The following is a 16,713-nucleotide window of genomic DNA, read 5'->3' as shown; positions in this document are numbered from 1 at the left end:
TTGCTCCCTTAAAGATTCTCGCCATTCAACACGGCTTGTACTTCGGCGGCTTGCACCGTATCGCCAGTATCATTTCCCCATGCGTTACGCTCGTAAGTGATCACTGCCGCGATCTCTTTTAGACTTAACTGCGGGCCAAAAGCTTGCATCGCCGTACCTGCCTTACCGTGTACAACAATCGAAATATGCTCAAGCTTCTTACTTTTATCGACCGACAATCCCTGGCCAGCCAGCGCAGGGAATGCACCAGGGATCCCTTGCCCTGCCTGCTGATGACACACAGCGCAACGTGTCTGATAGGTTTTTTCACCCAGCGCCATCAATTCATCCATAGGTAACTGCATATCTAACAAACGTTGCTCTTCTTCACGGGCTTGTTGCTGAGCAACCTTAGTGGTTTGTAACCACTCTTCGTAATCCACTTGAGTTTTCGCAATCACCACAATCGGCATGAAGCCATGGTCTTTACCACACAGCTCTGCACATTGGCCGCGATAAATACCCGGCTCTTCAATACGGGTCCACGCTTCATTAATAAAGCCTGGATTAGCATCTTTTTTCACCGCGAAAGCAGGTACCCACCACGAGTGAATGACATCTTGGGAAGTAATAAGAAAGCGAACTTTTTGACCAATAGGCAGAATTAAAGGGCGATCGACTTCAAGTAAGTAGTTATCGCGTTTTTCACGTTCGTTGGCTATTTGGGCGGGTGATGTCGCTAACAGCGAGAAATACTCAACATCTTGGTCAAAGTAGCTGTAGTGCCACTTCCACTGCGAACCGGTGATCAGCACAGTCAGATCAGGTTTCGTCGTATCTTCCATCGCCAGCAAGGTTTTGGTTGCAGGGATCGCCATCACAATCAAAATCACAAATGGAATTAGCGTCCATAGGATTTCAACTTTGGTGCTTTCATGGAAAGACGCGGCAACGGCACCACGCGATTGACGATGATGAATAATGGCCCAAAACATGACCCCAAACACGATGATCCCTATCACGACACAGATGTAAAAAATGGTCATGTGGAGATCAAAAACCTGCTGGCTAATGTCGGTGACCCCTTGGGTCATATTCAGTGGCATGGTTTTCGTTTCGGCTGCAACTGGTAGTGCCCAAAAGGCAGCAAACAGCCCATAGAACAATTGGCGAATTGTCACCCCGATCCCTCCCCTGGTAACACCAACAAGACGATATCCCTAAGCGTCGAGACAGGAAAAAAATACCTTTTCCGCCGTCAAATTAACACTTCATTTACATTTAACTTAGGACATGATCTGACGATAGTGCAATAAATTACCAGTTTAAAAATAGAGAGATAACAAACGAAGCGACACCCAAAACCATTCGACTTTAGGTGAAGTAGCTAGATAAAAAGGGCGTTATAGGCGGAAGTGAACAACAACAGGAGTCAGGCGATATTTTAAGCTAGTCATCTTGGCAACCCAGCGCTGCCATGAACGCCAGCGACCGCAGTGATGATCGAAAGGACTTTGGTAACTCACCAATTCAGCCCAAGGCAGCCAATTGAGTATCTGCTGGGCGGATTCAGCAAAGCCATGCTGGTACTTTTCTGTCCCCATTTTTTGCGCTAATAACGAATCACATGCATCTCCTGCCAGTACAACACACGCTTCAAGCTTACTGAAATGACAACCAATACGTTGGATAAACTGAGCCAGTTGGCTGTTATTGCATTGCAGTAATGCTTGATCACACATCAAGAGTACAGGGACATTATTCATGGCAGGGAGCGCTTTTAACCAGCTCAGTTCAGTGACAGAACCAGTGCGCATGGTATAACGTTCGCTTTTATGAAAAAGACGTTCACGCCAAAGTAAATTCTCGTCGGTATCTAGCTCGAACCAACGGCATCTTCCGTTATCTAGTCGGTAAAATCTGGTATCTAGCCCTGCCCCCACATTGATGACGTAGCCATTGGGATTACGGCGTAGAAACTGTAAAACCACCTTATCGCATTGCAAAGTTAAGGTGGCGTGCAGCAATTGACGCTCGGTAACATTACCCGATAAACAATCAGGAACAAGGTGGCATTGGCTGCATGCCGCTGCCGCCACAGGATCATAGATCAGTCCATTATCATCCATGCTTTCTCGGCTGCGAAGCCACAGCGGCTGGAGCAATTTCGGTGGTATTTTGTAGCGTACTGGACTGCCCATGATTTTTCATCTCCCTATGATCACGCAGATCGGCGAACATGCTCACTGGTGAGCACACTCAATGGTGAATACAGGGATGATAATAACTCTCATTTACTTTTGCAAAGATATTCTCTGGATCTTCCAAATCAGAGAAAACAATAAAAGGCAGGAAATAAAAAACGCCCGTCGGTATGACGAGCGCTTGATGAAAGTGAAGCGGTGAAGATGTGAGGCTGAAAATTACATCCAGTCACTGTTGCGAATAACACCAACCGCAATCCCTTCAATTGAAAGGTGCTGATGGCTTAAATCGACCACAATCGGCGCAAACTCTTCATTTTCAGCATGCAGTAATACCTGCGAGCCTTTCTTCTCTAAGCGTTTCACGGTGACATCATCATCAACACGAGCAACAACCACTTGGCCGTTATGCACGTCTTGCGTTTTATGCACCGCCAGTAAATCACCATCCATGATGCCGATATCTTTCATACTCATACCGCTAACACGCAATAAGAAATCTGCGCGAGGCTTAAAGAGTGACGCATCCACTTCATAATGTGTTTCAACGTGTTCTTGCGCCAAAATAGGCTCACCAGCAGCAACTCGGCCGATAAGTGGTAACCCTTTTTCTTCTGGCTCATCATTACTGGCAATAAGGCGGATGCCTCGTGAAGCACCAGGAATAATTTCAATCACCTGCTTACGCGCAAGTGCTTTTAAATGTTCTTCTGCAGCATTCGCAGAGCGGAATCCAAGTTCACGCGCTATTTCAGCACGTGTAGGCGGCATTCCAGCATCTTCGATTTTTGCTTTGATTAGCTCAAAGACTTCTTGTTGGCGCGGCGTTAACGGCTTCATAGCATACCCTGTCTTTTTATACAGTCACTGTGAGTATATCCAGTGTTAGCCTGCTTGAAAAGCGACTTGTCGATCAAAACAACAATTAACTTTTACCTGCGGTATATCTCCACGTAAACCTCTGCCGAAATACATTATTACGCCTGATAATTTAGTGAGCGCCATCACTAAACAATTAGTTAGCAAATATGAACAATAAAAATGTCACCTTTACCATCTTCTAAATGATTTTCGCTGCAAGATTGCGCGTGTTTAATGATATCCTTGCCTCGTTAAAAAACCGAGGCTAGTAAAAGATATGTCAAGTTGGCAGAAATTTTATCAAAAAACACTCAATTTGCCGCTTTCTCTGCTGGTTAAAACGCATTCAATTCCGTCTAACCCAGTAGAAGATTTGGCGTTAGACTTAGCGCGTCCTATCATCTATATCCTACCTTTTCGTTCAACAACGGATTTGGTAACACTACGTCGCAGCACAAAAGAGCTTGGCCTTCCAGACCCACTCTCACCGCTCGAAATAGGTGATCGCACATTCAATCGCTTTGTCTTTGTCGCAGATGCTCCCAGTATTTTTGGCAGCGATGGTGAATTACCACCCTCGTCGCTCATTCAGTTCACTGAACTACTCGAACTGCACAAACAAGATGCTGAACTTGATATTCAGCTGATCCCTGCATCGATTCTATGGGGTCGTAAGCCAGGTAAAGAAACCAATCATAAACCGGTTCTGCGTGCCTTAACGGGCCCAGAAAAGATGTTTACAATATTGGCACACGGTCGTGACTGTATGGTGCGTTTAAGCTCACCAGTATCGTTACGCTACATGGCTGATCACCACGGCATTGATAACGCAATAGCGCATAAACTGGCGCGTGTCGCTAAAATTCACTTTTCTCGCCAACAACTGGCAGCTTCTGGTCCTAAATTGCCAGATCGCCAATTGCTGTTTAAACGCCTATTAGCGTCTAAAGCCATTGAAAAAGTCGTGGAAGAAGAAGCATTAAGCCGCGATGTGCCGATCGAGAAAGTGCGCAAAGAAGCCGTCGATATGATGGAAGAAATTGCCGCTAACTTCTCATACTCATTGATCCGTCACGGTGAGCGTATTCTTGGCTGGTTCTGGAATCGCTTGTACCAAGGCTTGAATATTCACAACGCGCAGCGTGTTCGTCAGTTAGCCCAAGACGGTCATGAGATTGTGTACGTGCCTTGTCACCGTAGCCACATGGATTACTTGTTGCTGTCGTACGTATTGTATAAAGAAGGCTTAGTGCCGCCGCACATTGCTGCGGGCATCAACCTGAATTTCTTCCCTGCAGGCCCGATCTTCCGCCGCGGTGGTGGTTTCTTTATTCGTCGTAGCTTTAAAGGTAACCGTCTGTACTCGACCGTGTTCCGTGAATACTTGGCCGAGCTGTTTGCCAAAGGCTATTCGGTAGAATACTTCAGCGAAGGTGGCCGCTCACGTACTGGTCGTTTACTACCGGCCAAAACCGGCATGTTATCAATGACGATTCAAGCGATGCTGCGTGGTCTCAACCGTCCTGTGACGTTAGTTCCTGTTTACATCGGTTACGAACACGTGATGGAAGTCAGCACCTACGCCAAAGAACTACAAGGTAAACGTAAAGAGAAAGAAAACTTTGGCCAAATCCTGCGTACCTTACGAAAATTACGTAACTTTGGCCAAGGGTACGTAAACTTCGGCGAACCTATTCCGATCAATCAATATCTGAACGATCACGCGCCGGATTGGCACAAAGACATCGACCCGATTGAACCGCAGCGTCCACACTGGTTAAACCCAGTAGTAAATAGCTTAGCAGTGAAAATGATGACTCACATTAACGATGCGGCAGCCACCAATGCCCTGACGCTATGTGGTCTGGCACTGTTGTCATCACGACAGCGCGCGTTAAGCCGTGAAGAGCTAGAGCAGCAAGTCACATGTTACTTAGAGTTAATGCGTAATACGCCATACTCAGAGCAAAGTACCATGCCTTCTGAAGATGCTGCAGACTTGGTCCCTCATGCGATCGAGATGGATAAATTCTTGGTTGAGCGTGATGCGTTAGGTGAGATTATCTCGCTTGATCGTGAGCAATCGATCTTAATGACCTATTACCGCAATAACATCATTCACTTGTTTGCACTGCCATCGCTGATTGCCCATATTGTGGTGCAATATCAGACCCTAACGGTTGATGAAATTCACGATCAAGTTGAAAAACTGTACCCATTCTTAAAAGCAGAGCTATTCCTACGCTATGAAAAAGAAGAATTAGGTGCGGTGATTGATGAGCTAATTGCAGAGCTTGTTCGCCAGCGTCTATTGCTTAATGATGGCGTTCATATTTCGATGAACAATGCCCGCATTGGGCCACTACAGCTGCTTGCACGCACCATCTCTGAAACGCTGCAACGTTATGCTATTGCACTTACATTACTGCGTACAGAACCGCAAATGATGAAAAGTGATTTAGAGCAGCAAAGCCAAATGATGGCACAGCGTCTAAGTCGCCTACATGGGATCAATGCACCTGAGTTCTTCGATAAAGGGGTGTTTGCAACGCTGGTTAAAACACTGCGTGAAGAAGGCTATCTCAACGAAGAGTGTCATGCGGTTTCACGTCCAGTGGAAGAACTGGCCGATCAGTTAGCAAGTCTGGTTTCGCCAGAAGTGAAACTCACCATTCACGCGGTCATGAGCCGTGAAGAGCGTGAGATCACTAACGATTAAGCCAAGCTAATCACATCATCTAAAGCCGCTTTCGAGCGGCTTTTTTTGCATTTAATCATCTCTTGCAGTCCATTTTCAGCACATGAATACGCTTTAGAGCAATAGGTACACCATAACTCTAAAGCCAATAACCATCAGATTTACAACAATAAAAATATTTATCTTACCTTAGATGTACAGCTTTAAGGCTTTTAGTTCACGCTAACCCTAAAGCTCTATGATACCAATATAATTAAGTCACTGATCATTCTAGCTGGTTAGCCACAGATACAAAAAAAGCACCAGAAGGTGCTTTTTAGTCACGGCATGATCTGCTCTAAATACGGTTAGAAACAGACGCTCCAACCAATACCGATACAAATCAGCATGCCGACATAATTGTTATTTAAGAATGCCTGAAAACACGGTTCACGTTCGCGATCACGCAGTAGTTGTTGCTGATAGACAAACAAACCAGAGGCTAGCAGTAAGAACCAGTAGTACACTTGGCTCAGTGACAACACGACACCGACTGCAATCAACAAGACTAATGTCGCGAACTGTAACCCACCCACTATCATCTTGTCGAAACGGCCAAACAAGATCGCGGTCGATTTAATCCCGACTTTCAAGTCATCATCACGATCAACCATCGCATATTGAGTATCGTAGGCAATCGTCCATACAATATTGGCCAAGAACAACAACCAAGCCGCGGGGGGTAACTCACCCGACTGGGCTGCATAGGCCATTGGGATCGACCAACCAAACGCCATCCCTAGTACCAGTTGAGGCAAATGGGTATAACGCTTCATGAACGGGTACGTGGCCGCCAATAACAACCCCACCACAGAGAGCATGATGGTTAAGGTATTCATGGTAAGTACCAATAAAAATGACACCAGTACCAATAAACCAAATAACCCCAACGCTTCACGTTCCGACACCTTGCCCGAGGGCATTGGACGGTGCGCAGTACGCTTCACATGGCCATCAAAATTACGATCGGCAAAATCATTAATCACGCAGCCGGCGGCCCGCATAAAAATCACGCCCAACACAAAAACAATCAGCACTTCCCAGTTAGGAAAGCCGTCGGCAGCAAGAAACAGCGCCCATAATGTAGGCCAAAGCAGCAGCAAGCTGCCAATCGGTCGATCAAACCGGGCAAGTTGACAATACGCTTTCGCCTTGGTCATCGCTAACATTGGCTCTCCTTGGTGTAGATAGGTGCTTGGGCGAGAAAGAGTTCCGCCACCAGCAACGGTTTTTCGTTTATCCATAAGCGAGAGCGGCGCGCCCATAACGGGGATTCTGCCGTACCTACATCCGCAACCTCTAACGCATCACGGCGTGCGCTGCGATCGGTGAAAACACGAAAGCCCAATGGCATTTCGCCTAACTGTTCGAGGTCACTTTCTTGCCCTGTTAGGGTTGAGATTGGGATCAAGGTGCGCGCGAAAACCCAAGGCTCGTCATCACCTCGTAAGATCACTTTCCGCATCAGGCAATCAGCATCACCAATTAACGCGCGTTCATCATCCGTCAACGCAGTACGTGCAATCTTAACCTGCTCAATCAAAGACACAGTAAAGACTTCACAGTGGCGCTGAAAACGACGTGACAATGAATCCTGTTCAAGCAACCAATGCCCAATTTCGGTGCCCTCAATGCCTAAGTGATCCGGTAATTGCCACTTCGCATCATCTAATAGAGGTTTGTACAACTGCTTGAATTTTGACATTTTTCCAAATCAAATTCTGGCAAGCATTCATAAAATAGCTTGGTAGAATGTGGTTAATTTATTACCATTAAGGTTCACTATTGTAGCAAGCTGTAACGGGTACGAATATCGTTACGATCGAAAGAAAGCGATTCCTGACAGTTAATTCCCACAAACTGATGAATATTATGATGAAATCAAAAATCGTTAACCTAATGCTACTCCTGACCTGTATGCTGTTTTCTCCGCTTTCCTTGGCAGAAGAAGAAACTGCCCAAGCTAAGCCGCAATATTCGTATTACACGTTAGCACCCGATATTACGACCAACTACGTTACCCAAGGCAACCGTTTAGGCTATCTTCGCCTTCAAATTGATCTAATGGTGATAGACCCAAGCTTAATCAAAATAGTAGAAGAACATTCACCGCTGATCCGTGATGCCATTATCACTATTATCGGCCGCCAGCCAGAAGCAAAAGTAAAATCACTGGCGGGTCGTGAAGAAATTCGCCAAATATGTCTCGATACCGTTAACGAGCTATTAATCGCCGAAACCAATCAAAAGCTGCTAACAGAACTGCTATTTACCAAGTACTTATACCAGTAATACCAACCTCATTGCTGGTTAGCAAAAAAGACAAAAGGCACTCCGAGGAGTGCCTTTATTGTTACCAGTCAGCGCTGTTCAATGTAACGTCATCATACTAAGCGGCAACATCTGCCTGCGAGGGATGTGCTTTCAGGTACTCAGCCACCGCTTGCTGTTGCTCTGCTGATAGATATAAACCTAACTTACTACGGCGCCATAATGCATCTTCTGCCGTTTGCACAAATTCATGCGCTACCAAGTAATCAAGTTCACAAGCTGTTAGGCCCTGACCAAAATCAGTCCCCATCTGCTCTTGTTTTTCCACGCCAGCTACAAGTTGTAACGCTCGTTCACCATAATTCGTTAGCCAGCGATCAACCGTAAAGTCATCCAACCAAGGGGATTGTTGCATCAACTGTTGCTGAGCCTGGTCGCGGTTAAAGTGGGCACTAGCTCCCGGCAAGTATGAATCAGCGGTCCACGATGGCTGCATCTGCGCAAAGAAGGGAGATAGATGGTTCATTGCCGCTTCAGCCAATTTACGATAAGTCGTTAACTTGCCGCCAAAAATAGACAGTAATGGTGCATTTTGACCATCCTGCTCCAACTCTAAGGTGTAATCACGGGTTATCGCTTGTGGTGAATCCGATTCATCATCACACAATGGGCGTACCCCACTGTAGGTCCATACCACATCGTCACGTTGCAGTGTTTTTTTGAAGTTATTGTTGTAAACGTTAAGCAGATAATTGATTTCGCTTTCATCAATCGCCACTTCACGTGGATCGCCTTGGTACTCCACATCCGTGGTACCAATAATTGAGAAACGGTCTAAATAAGGGATCACAAACACAATGCGGTTATCTTCGTTTTGTAGAATGTACGCCTGTGGCTGATCGTGCACGCGTGGCACCACAATGTGTGACCCTTTAATCAAGCGAATGTTTCGCGGTGATGCCTGCGCTAAACTTTGGTCAAAGAACGCTTTTACCCAAGGTCCCGCCGCATTCACTAAGGCATGTGAGCGGCGCTCAAAAGTTTGGTTAGTTCGCATATCACGGATCGTAACACGCCAAATGTCGCCCTCACGAAGTGCTTGCTCGACACGGCAACGGTTACGGACTTCCCCGCCCTTTTCTGCCGTTTCCATTGCATTCAGAATCACGAGGCGCGCATCATCTACCCAACAATCTGAATATTCAAATCCACGGGTAATTTCAGGGGCCAATACCGAATCGGCACCAAACTTGAGGCCTTCACTCGCAGGCAGAGTCGTACGCTTACCTAGGTGATCATAAAGGAATAAACCAGCACGGATCATCCACGCAGGGCGAAGGTGAGGACGGTGAGGCAAACGAAAGCGCATCGGACGAGCAATATGCGGCACTTTACGTAATAACACCTCACGCTCAGCCAAGGCTTCACCGACCAAGCGAAACTCATAATGCTCTAAATAACGTAAACCACCATGGATAAGCTTCGAACTGGCAGATGATGTTGCTGAAGCAAAGTCATTAGCTTCATATAAACCAACCTTAAGGCCACGACCAGCGGCATCAGCGGCAATCCCCGCCCCATTAATACCACCACCCACAACAATTACGTCGAGCACTTCATTGCGTTCTACTACCATGCGATCTACCTCACCTTTGATCTGACTCTTCGTTAATCTCAAAACCGAAACAAAACGAACATTAAAATGCTCGATTGCGAACATAGTAGCGAACATATTGATCAAGATCATCACAATTCTTGCTGTTTATTCGTACAGCATGATCATTAGCACAAAAAAAACGGGCTACCCAATAAAGGTAGCCCGTTCGTTTTCGAAAATAGAAGAGGTTAAGCAATAATCTCGAGATGAATCTCGTGCTCTATCACTCGTTGGTTCAATTCCGCTGGTGGTTGCTGATCAGTAAACAGCATATCGATTTGGCTGATGTCACCCAAATTCACCATCGCATTACGGCCAAACTTAGTATGGTCGACGCCCAACATGACACAGCGGCTGTTTTCAATGATCGCCTGCTTAACGCGCACTTCATGGTAATCAAAGTCTAATAAAGAGCCATCAAGGTCGATACCACTGATGCCCATAATCCCGAAATCTAGTCGGAATTGAGAAATAAAATCGAGGGTTGCCTCACCCACGATGCCACCATCGCGGTTACGCACTTCGCCACCCGCGAGAATCACCCGGAAATCATCTTTTCCCGTGAGAATACTCGCCACATTGAGGTTATTCGTCACCACGCGTAGGTCATTGTGATCCAGCAAGGCACGAGCAACTGCTTCAGGGGTAGTACCAATATCAATAAATAGGGTCGCACCATCTGGAATATGAGAGGCCATCGCCTGAGCAATACGGTCCTTTTCGGCCAATTGCATCACTTTACGGGTACTGTATGAAGTATTCACAGAACTAGAAGGAATGGTGGCGCCACCATGGTGACGACGAATTTTGTTGTCAGCCGCCATTTCGTTTAAATCACGACGGATTGTTTGTGGGCTGACGTTAAAGCGATCAACTAAATCGTCGGTACTGACATAACCTTGTGTTTTCACAAGATCGATAATTTCTTGATGACGTTTACTCTGCTTCACTGCTCACGCGGCTCCTAGTTACAACAAGGCTCCGCGAATACGGAGCCTTATCATATTACCTACAGCACTCTTAAGATGCCAATGATGGCGATCTCAATCAGGCATTTTGTTCTGTTACATGGTGGTCATGCTCAATCTTTTTCTCACCCACTAACGCCAGTGTTAGGAAGAAGATAGAGAAACCACACGATGCAGTCAGTACCAGGAAGCCACCATCCCAACCAAAGTGGTCAACGGTATAGCCTAAGACTGCATTTGCTGCCACTGCACCACCTAAGTAACCAAACAGACCCGTCAGACCAGCAGCAGTACCCGCTGCTTTCTTCGGTGCAAGTTCTAGTGCGTACAGACCAATCAGCATAACTGGACCGTAGATCAAGAAGCCAATTGCAACCAACGCCATCATATCAACCGTTGGGTTACCCGGAGGGTTGAACCAGTAAACCAATACCGCCACGGTCACTAATGCCATGAACAAAATACCCGCTGGCGCACGACGGCCTTTGAAGAATTTATCCGACATCCAACCACACAATAGCGTGCCAGGGATACCAGCCCACTCGTATAAGAAGTAAGCCCAAGATGATTTATCTACCGTGAAATGTTTCACTTCGCTTAGGTAAACTGGCGCCCAGTCCAATACACCGTAGCGGATCAAGTATACAAACGCATTCGCGATAGCAATGAACCAAAGTAGTTTGTTATTAAAGACATACTTGAAGAAAATTTCCTTCGCTGTCATCTCTTTTTCATGTGATTCGTCGTAGCTATCTGGGTAATCGTCTTTATGCTCTTCGATTGAAGGCAGACCACAAGATTGCGGAGTATCACGCATCACTAACAAACTGAACGCAGCTACCAATAGTGCAAAGAAAGCAGGTACATAGAAGGCTGAACGCCAGTCATCGTTAAATGCCCACAGACCAAGAAGGAACATTGGACCAATCAAACCACCACCCACGTTATGGGCAACGTTCCAAACTGATACAATTTCACCCCGCTCTTTGCGTGACCACCAGTGCACCATGGTTCGCCCACAAGCTGGCCAACCCATACCTTGGAACCAACCGTTTAAGAACAAAAGGATAAACATCGCAGCGATACTACCTGTCGCCCATGGCATAAAGCCAAAGCACAGCATCACCAGTGCGGACATCGTCAAACCTGCGGCTAAAAAGTAGCGAGGGTTTGAACGGTCAGACACATTCCCCATTAAAAATTTAGATAAACCGTAAGCAATCGACACCGCAGCTAAAGCAACACCTAGTTCACCGCGGCTATAACCATATTCTTCAATCAGAAATGGCATCGCCAAACTGAAGTTTTTACGTACTAAGTAGTAACCGGCATACCCGAAGAAAATACCAGCAAATAATTGCCAACGAAGGCGCTTATAGACGGGATCAGTTTGATCTCCGGCTAATCGCTCTATATGAGCTGCAGGGCGAAACAAGCCAAACATAAGATGTTCCTTATATAATATTCTTATGGCGATGGTGAAAATAACGTATTGGGACAAAGTGAGCGTTTAAAAAGTGAAAACGCTCAAAGTGCGCGAATTATTGCGCGAACAAACAACAAAAACCGTGAAAACAATCATAAACGAAGATTAAGTTTTCAATTAGCAGCAGTTTACGGCTCTTTTTTACTCAGAAGTTGATCACGCTTCATTATTCAACACGTTTGGTAACGATTCAGAATTAAACAATTTGACCTTTTTATATCTACCTGAATAAAAAAGAAAAACGCAGCCATCACTGACTGCGTTTTAATAAGATAATTTGAAGCGGATGCTAAAACTAACCGATATTAAGCATGGCTTGGGGTTCGTTTGGCATCAATAAAGCCTAGCGCGCAACCGCTCAGTAAACCAAACAGGTGTGCCATGTTCGCAATCGACATACCAAAAGGTTCGGCAAAGCCAATAACCAGCCATGCCAGCATAAAGCCCACATAAGGCTTAGGTAACACTAAGCCACGTTCTGGTGCTAACCAGCCAAGCCACCAGATGTAACCCATCAAGGCGTATACCACCCCCGACAAACCACCAAAGTTTGCACCATGCAACCAAAACTGGGCAAAGCCAGAGATAAGCGCAGAGAACAAGAAGACTTGAATGAGCTTACCGCTACCGCTGTGTTGCTCCAGCTGCCCCCCTAAAATCCACCACCACAGGCAGTTAAAGACAATATGCAAAGCCGAAAAATGGATTAGCGCATGGGAGAAATAACGCCATAGCTGCCATTCATCACCTTGCATTGTCGGAAAATGGGTAAGAGCAAAAATCGGCTGACGAAACCCTAAAAACCACAAAACATAGATAGTAATCACCACCACCATCACCGATAAACTAAAAGGTCCGGCTTGGGTTTTTACCATTTTAAGCAAACTCGGGTTTTGGTAGTAGAACTTCGCCGTTCGACTTTCAGCAACCTCCCACGATGCGGCTGAATAGCGCTTGGCATAAGGATCAGCAATAAAAGCGGCCAGCTCAGCTTCCACTTCAACCAAATACTGGCGATCTGCTAACCACAAGGCAAACACCCCTTCCGGCTCTGATGCCATTTGAATGGTGATACCACGTGAGGCCATATAATCGATAAAGGCTTGCGCCTGTCGAGGATTAGGAAGTCCGACTAACCGATGCATTGCTTATTACTCCGCGTTTACTGCTCTTTGGCTGGATAACCTTCTCGACGCCAAGCCTCGAAGCCACCATCCATACTATATACCGCATCATACCCTTGGTTAATCAAGTATTGTGCCGCACCTTGGCTACTAATGCCGTGGTAACACATCACAATAATAGGCTGATCAAAATCCACTTCATCCATCAAACGCACCATGGTGTCGTTGGTCAGATGAAAGGCGTTATGAGGATGTGCTAAGGCATGTGACTGGGGATCTCGAATATCCACCAATATCCCTTGTGCTTGCTGCAACATGCTATACGCATCCTGCACTGAAATATGTTCAAACTGATCCATTCACTTTCTCACTTTTTATTGAATAGGGTCTGAATCAATGATCCGACCGCTTTATTATTAGATCCATAATATGTGACGATCGTCCGTTTTGCGATCATTCCATGATGCCAATCCCTGTTACTGGGTATTCGCCCCACTCCATGGCAACAGTTACTCACAAGCTCACAGCGAAAAAATGGCTTATCCACACCGAAGTCATTGTGCATAAACCCAGCAGGGACAAGGTGTTGATCGCCCACTGATAGAACACTCAATCAAAAAACGATCACAAAGCGACCAACTGTGGAAAAGTCTGTGAATTACGTTGATAATGTGGTTTTCAGATTTAGGATCCACTACATGTAGTTTGGATCCATTATAAACTGTGGATAAGATGCTAAGTAATGCACAGAGCTACGCACAAGTGTGAGGTAACTCTCAAATTTTAGGCGTAAAAAAGCCGGTATCATACCGGCTTCATTTGTAGCGTGATCAGAAGGGCTTATTCGATCCTAGAATAAATCACCCACCGCCGCTTTAAGCTTCTTCATCGCATTCTTTTCTAGCTGACGAATTCGCTCTGCAGATACACCATAATTATCTGCCAATTCTTGCAACGTTGTTTTTTCATCGTCTAACCAACGAGAACGTACAATGTGTTGACTGCGTTCATCAAGCGTCGCTAATGCGTGCGATAAACGATTATTAGCGTGCGATTCCCAGTTATTTTCTTCATGGCTAACAGCCACATCAGACGCTTTGTCTTCTAAGAAATAAACAGGGGCTGTATAACCAGTGTTGCGATCGTCATCTTCTGCTGGCATTTCAAATGTTGGATCTTGCGCAGCCAGACGCGATTCCATTTCACGTACTTCAGAAGCATCCACACCGAGCTTTTCCGCTACCATGTTTACTTCTTCATTGTTAAACCAGCCCAAACGCTTTTTCGCTTTGCGCAGGTTAAAGAACAATTTTCGTTGTGCTTTGGTGGTCGCAACTTTCACAATACGCCAGTTACGTAATACGTATTCGTGAATTTCAGCTTTAATCCAATGCACAGCAAATGAAACTAATCGAACCCCTACTTCTGGGTTAAAGCGCTTCACTGCTTTCATTAAACCAATGTTGCCCTCTTGCACCAAATCAGCCATAGGTAACCCATAGCCAGAATAACCGCGTGCAATATGAACAACAAAACGCAGGTGCGACATGACGAGAGATTTTGCTGAATCGATATCACCGTCGTAATGCAAACGTTCAGCAAGCTCACGTTCGCGCTCAGCGGTAAGCATTGGGTAGCCGTTCACGGTTTGGATATAGCTATCCAAACTATCTGCGGAAACCAAAGCCATTGAAGACATCGCTTTTGCCATGTAAAAAACCTCGTGTGTTTTTTATACGAATGAAAAGTTACTTGAACCGCCTATAATGCCTAAAAAGACCCCTCGGTTGCAAGCAAGCTGGGTAAACTACACCAAATATTGACAAAAAAATGTCAGACAGGTTCAATTTCTTTCAAATGACGACCTGCTGATAAGCGTGCAGCCCCTAAGCCGAGGAACGCTGCAATCATCAATAAAATTAAGGTTTCATCCCAACTCAAGCCAACTAAACGATAGCTACTTTCATATAAACCCGCCAATGTTGCGACAGCGCTATCGAGTAGAATTGTCACTATGGCAGTCAAAACCCATGCACTAATACCGCCAATCAGGCCGTACCAAACACCGGTATAAAGGTAAGGTCGCAAGATAAATTGATCGGTTGCACCCACCAATTTCATCACTTGAATTTCGTCTTTCTGATTCAGTACTTGCAGGCGCAAGGTGTTACCGACAATCAAGAAAACGGCAATTAACATCAGGCCTGACACAATCGTTGCCAAGGTAATAGCGAGTTGTTTGATGGCGGCTAAACGTTGTAACCAGTCACTGTCTAAACGCACTTCGGCAATCGCCGATTCAGTACGCAACTTTGCCGCAAGCGCGGTTGCTTGTGCACTGCTCTGCCAGTTTTCAGTCGGGCGGATCACCATGACCGCAGGCAATGGATTCTCATCCAACAAGCTGAGAGCCTGATCAAAACCCGCATTTTGACGAAACTGCTGTAAGCCTTCATCGGGGGAAATGTATTCCACACTTTCAATTTCAGACCAGCCGCGTAATTCGCCAGCAAGGCGATTGGCTGTCGGTTCAGCGATCCCTTCTTCTATATAGAGGGTCAATTGTGTTGAGCTTTCCCATGCTTGGCCAACCAAGGCGACATTTTTCGCCAATAGATAGAAGGTCGCAGGTAAGGTAAGCGCTAATGCGAGTACCGCCAGCGTTAGCACATTGCCAAGCGGGCGCTTGAATAGGTCTTGTAGAGCCGCTACAGCTTGCTGTTTATGAATCGCAAAGAAACCATGCTTATTACGCGCCACGAGTCAGCTCCCTTAAACAACCTTGGTGTAGATCGAGTCGGCGATAATTTCGCGAATTTAGCAACGAGGTATCATGGGTTGCCATTAATACACTCACACCAACTCGGTTGAATTCCTCAAATAAATCCATCACTTGTTGTGACAGCGCTGCGTCTAAGTTGCCGGTAGGTTCATCGGCCAATAGCAGCATAGGTTTGTTAACAACCGCACGGGCAATACCGACGCGTTGTTGTTCACCACCCGATAATTGGAGCGGTAAACAGCGGGCTTTATCCAACAAGCCCACTTTATCTAATGCAGCTGAAACGCGACGTTTAATGTCCGTTTCAGATGATTGATTAATCCGTAATGGCAATGCCACATTGTCGTACACGGTACGATCAAGCAACAATTTATGATCTTGGAAAATCATGCCAATGTTACGACGTAAAAATGGGATATCTTTATTACTTAACCGGCTAATATCATGGCCATTAAATAAAATTTTACCGTCATTCGGTCGTTCAATGGCGCAAATCAATTTCAGCAGGGTACTTTTACCAGCCCCTGAGTGACCTGTTAAAAAAGCCATATCGGTCTTTTGCAGATGGAAATCTACTTTTTGCAATGCCGGGCTGCCGCCACCGCCACGATATACTTTACTTACCTGCTGAAATCGAATCACGA

At 45.8% G+C, this 16,713-nt stretch carries 15 protein-coding genes; 2 read left to right on the top strand and 13 right to left on the bottom strand.

Annotation, left to right across the window (positions count from 1 at the left end):
• Positions 1-8: 8 nt before the first annotated feature.
• From coxB to lexA, 3 genes are all read right to left on the bottom strand, one after another.
• Entirely contained in the window at positions 9-1,160 is a 1,152-nt protein-coding gene (gene coxB / locus OCU87_RS00545) for a cytochrome c oxidase subunit II (RefSeq protein ID WP_390960255.1), read from the bottom strand.
• A 222-nt stretch (positions 1,161-1,382) separates the two neighbouring features.
• Positions 1,383-2,180, bottom strand: coding sequence for a class I SAM-dependent methyltransferase (locus OCU87_RS00540; RefSeq protein WP_094956686.1), 798 nt, complete (start codon positions 2,178-2,180; stop codon positions 1,383-1,385).
• A 222-nt stretch (positions 2,181-2,402) separates the two neighbouring features.
• Positions 2,403-3,023: a transcriptional repressor LexA gene (gene lexA / locus OCU87_RS00535; RefSeq protein ID WP_062688252.1), complete on the bottom strand. Its 621-nt coding sequence runs from the start codon at positions 3,021-3,023 to the stop codon at positions 2,403-2,405.
• 298 nt (positions 3,024-3,321) lie between these two features.
• Here lexA and plsB point away from each other — a divergent pair, with 298 nt between their 5' ends.
• Positions 3,322-5,763: a glycerol-3-phosphate 1-O-acyltransferase PlsB gene (plsB, locus tag OCU87_RS00530; protein ID WP_094956684.1), complete on the top strand. Its 2,442-nt coding sequence runs from the start codon at positions 3,322-3,324 to the stop codon at positions 5,761-5,763.
• A 326-nt stretch (positions 5,764-6,089) separates the two neighbouring features.
• Here plsB and ubiA read toward each other — a convergent pair whose 3' ends face one another.
• Both ubiA and OCU87_RS00520 read right to left on the bottom strand, forming a co-directional pair.
• Positions 6,090-6,950, bottom strand: coding sequence for a 4-hydroxybenzoate octaprenyltransferase (gene ubiA, locus OCU87_RS00525; protein WP_062688251.1), 861 nt, complete (start codon positions 6,948-6,950; stop codon positions 6,090-6,092).
• Positions 6,944-7,486, bottom strand: a complete 543-nt coding sequence (locus OCU87_RS00520) for a chorismate lyase (protein WP_062688249.1) — start codon at positions 7,484-7,486, stop codon at positions 6,944-6,946. The genes ubiA and OCU87_RS00520 overlap by 7 nt, the downstream gene beginning before the upstream one ends.
• 167 nt (positions 7,487-7,653) lie before the next feature.
• On the opposite strand from OCU87_RS00520, the gene OCU87_RS00515 reads away from it, so the two are divergent.
• Positions 7,654-8,073: a flagellar basal body-associated protein FliL gene (locus OCU87_RS00515; RefSeq protein ID WP_083540813.1), complete on the top strand. Its 420-nt coding sequence runs from the start codon at positions 7,654-7,656 to the stop codon at positions 8,071-8,073.
• A 97-nt stretch (positions 8,074-8,170) separates the two neighbouring features.
• Here OCU87_RS00515 and glpD read toward each other — a convergent pair whose 3' ends face one another.
• From glpD to ftsE, 8 genes are all read right to left on the bottom strand, one after another.
• A complete protein-coding gene (gene glpD / locus OCU87_RS00510; RefSeq protein WP_261857649.1) occupies positions 8,171-9,688 on the bottom strand; it encodes a glycerol-3-phosphate dehydrogenase in 1,518 nt (505 codons plus the stop codon).
• A gap of 209 nt (positions 9,689-9,897) precedes the next feature.
• Positions 9,898-10,659: a DeoR/GlpR family transcriptional regulator gene (locus OCU87_RS00505; protein ID WP_062688247.1), complete on the bottom strand. Its 762-nt coding sequence runs from the start codon at positions 10,657-10,659 to the stop codon at positions 9,898-9,900.
• Positions 10,660-10,756: 97 nt separating this feature from the next.
• The gene (gene glpT, locus OCU87_RS00500) at positions 10,757-12,121 is read right to left on the bottom strand and encodes a glycerol-3-phosphate transporter (RefSeq protein WP_261857648.1); all 1,365 of its coding nucleotides are present in this window, start codon (positions 12,119-12,121) and stop codon (positions 10,757-10,759) included.
• 347 nt (positions 12,122-12,468) lie between these two features.
• Complete coding sequence (gene glpG, locus OCU87_RS00495; RefSeq protein WP_062688245.1) at positions 12,469-13,308, bottom strand: rhomboid family intramembrane serine protease GlpG; 840 nt, start codon at positions 13,306-13,308, stop codon at positions 12,469-12,471.
• 17 nt (positions 13,309-13,325) lie between these two features.
• Complete coding sequence (glpE, locus tag OCU87_RS00490) at positions 13,326-13,646, bottom strand: thiosulfate sulfurtransferase GlpE (RefSeq protein ID WP_261857647.1); 321 nt, start codon at positions 13,644-13,646, stop codon at positions 13,326-13,328.
• Between the two features lie 491 nt (positions 13,647-14,137).
• Complete coding sequence (rpoH, locus tag OCU87_RS00485; RefSeq protein ID WP_094956680.1) at positions 14,138-14,998, bottom strand: RNA polymerase sigma factor RpoH; 861 nt, start codon at positions 14,996-14,998, stop codon at positions 14,138-14,140.
• Positions 14,999-15,120: 122 nt separating this feature from the next.
• Positions 15,121-16,047, bottom strand: a complete 927-nt coding sequence (gene ftsX, locus OCU87_RS00480) for a permease-like cell division protein FtsX (RefSeq protein WP_261857646.1) — start codon at positions 16,045-16,047, stop codon at positions 15,121-15,123.
• Positions 16,037-16,711 (bottom strand): cell division ATP-binding protein FtsE, encoded by a 675-nt coding sequence (gene ftsE / locus OCU87_RS00475; protein WP_062688239.1) that lies wholly within the window; start codon positions 16,709-16,711, stop codon positions 16,037-16,039. Before ftsE ends, ftsX begins: the two co-directional genes overlap by 11 nt.
• Positions 16,712-16,713: the final 2 nt, after the last annotated feature.

Source organism: Photobacterium sanguinicancri (assembly GCF_024346675.1).
Classification (GTDB): domain Bacteria; phylum Pseudomonadota; class Gammaproteobacteria; order Enterobacterales; family Vibrionaceae; genus Photobacterium; species Photobacterium sanguinicancri.
Note: the sequence above shows the minus strand (reverse complement) of the source record. Positions and strands in the feature narration are given on the sequence as shown.

Bases quoted from the DNA above. Each gene is read 5' to 3' on its own strand.
- ubiA (WP_062688251.1), bottom strand. From the start codon at position 6,950: ATGTTAGCGATGACCAAGGCGAAAGCGTATTGTCAACTTGCCCGGTTT.
- lexA (WP_062688252.1), bottom strand. From the start codon at position 3,023: ATGAAGCCGTTAACGCCGCGCCAACAAGAAGTCTTTGAGCTAATCAAA.
- glpE (WP_261857647.1), bottom strand. From the start codon at position 13,646: ATGGATCAGTTTGAACATATTTCAGTGCAGGATGCGTATAGCATGTTG.
- glpG (WP_062688245.1), bottom strand. From the start codon at position 13,308: ATGCATCGGTTAGTCGGACTTCCTAATCCTCGACAGGCGCAAGCCTTT.
- OCU87_RS00515 (WP_083540813.1), top strand. From the start codon at position 7,654: ATGATGAAATCAAAAATCGTTAACCTAATGCTACTCCTGACCTGTATG.
- rpoH (WP_094956680.1), bottom strand. From the start codon at position 14,998: ATGGCAAAAGCGATGTCTTCAATGGCTTTGGTTTCCGCAGATAGTTTG.
- OCU87_RS00540 (WP_094956686.1), bottom strand. From the start codon at position 2,180: ATGGGCAGTCCAGTACGCTACAAAATACCACCGAAATTGCTCCAGCCG.
- OCU87_RS00520 (WP_062688249.1), bottom strand. From the start codon at position 7,486: ATGTCAAAATTCAAGCAGTTGTACAAACCTCTATTAGATGATGCGAAG.
- glpT (WP_261857648.1), bottom strand. From the start codon at position 12,121: ATGTTTGGCTTGTTTCGCCCTGCAGCTCATATAGAGCGATTAGCCGGA.
- plsB (WP_094956684.1), top strand. From the start codon at position 3,322: ATGTCAAGTTGGCAGAAATTTTATCAAAAAACACTCAATTTGCCGCTT.
- glpD (WP_261857649.1), bottom strand. From the start codon at position 9,688: ATGGTAGTAGAACGCAATGAAGTGCTCGACGTAATTGTTGTGGGTGGT.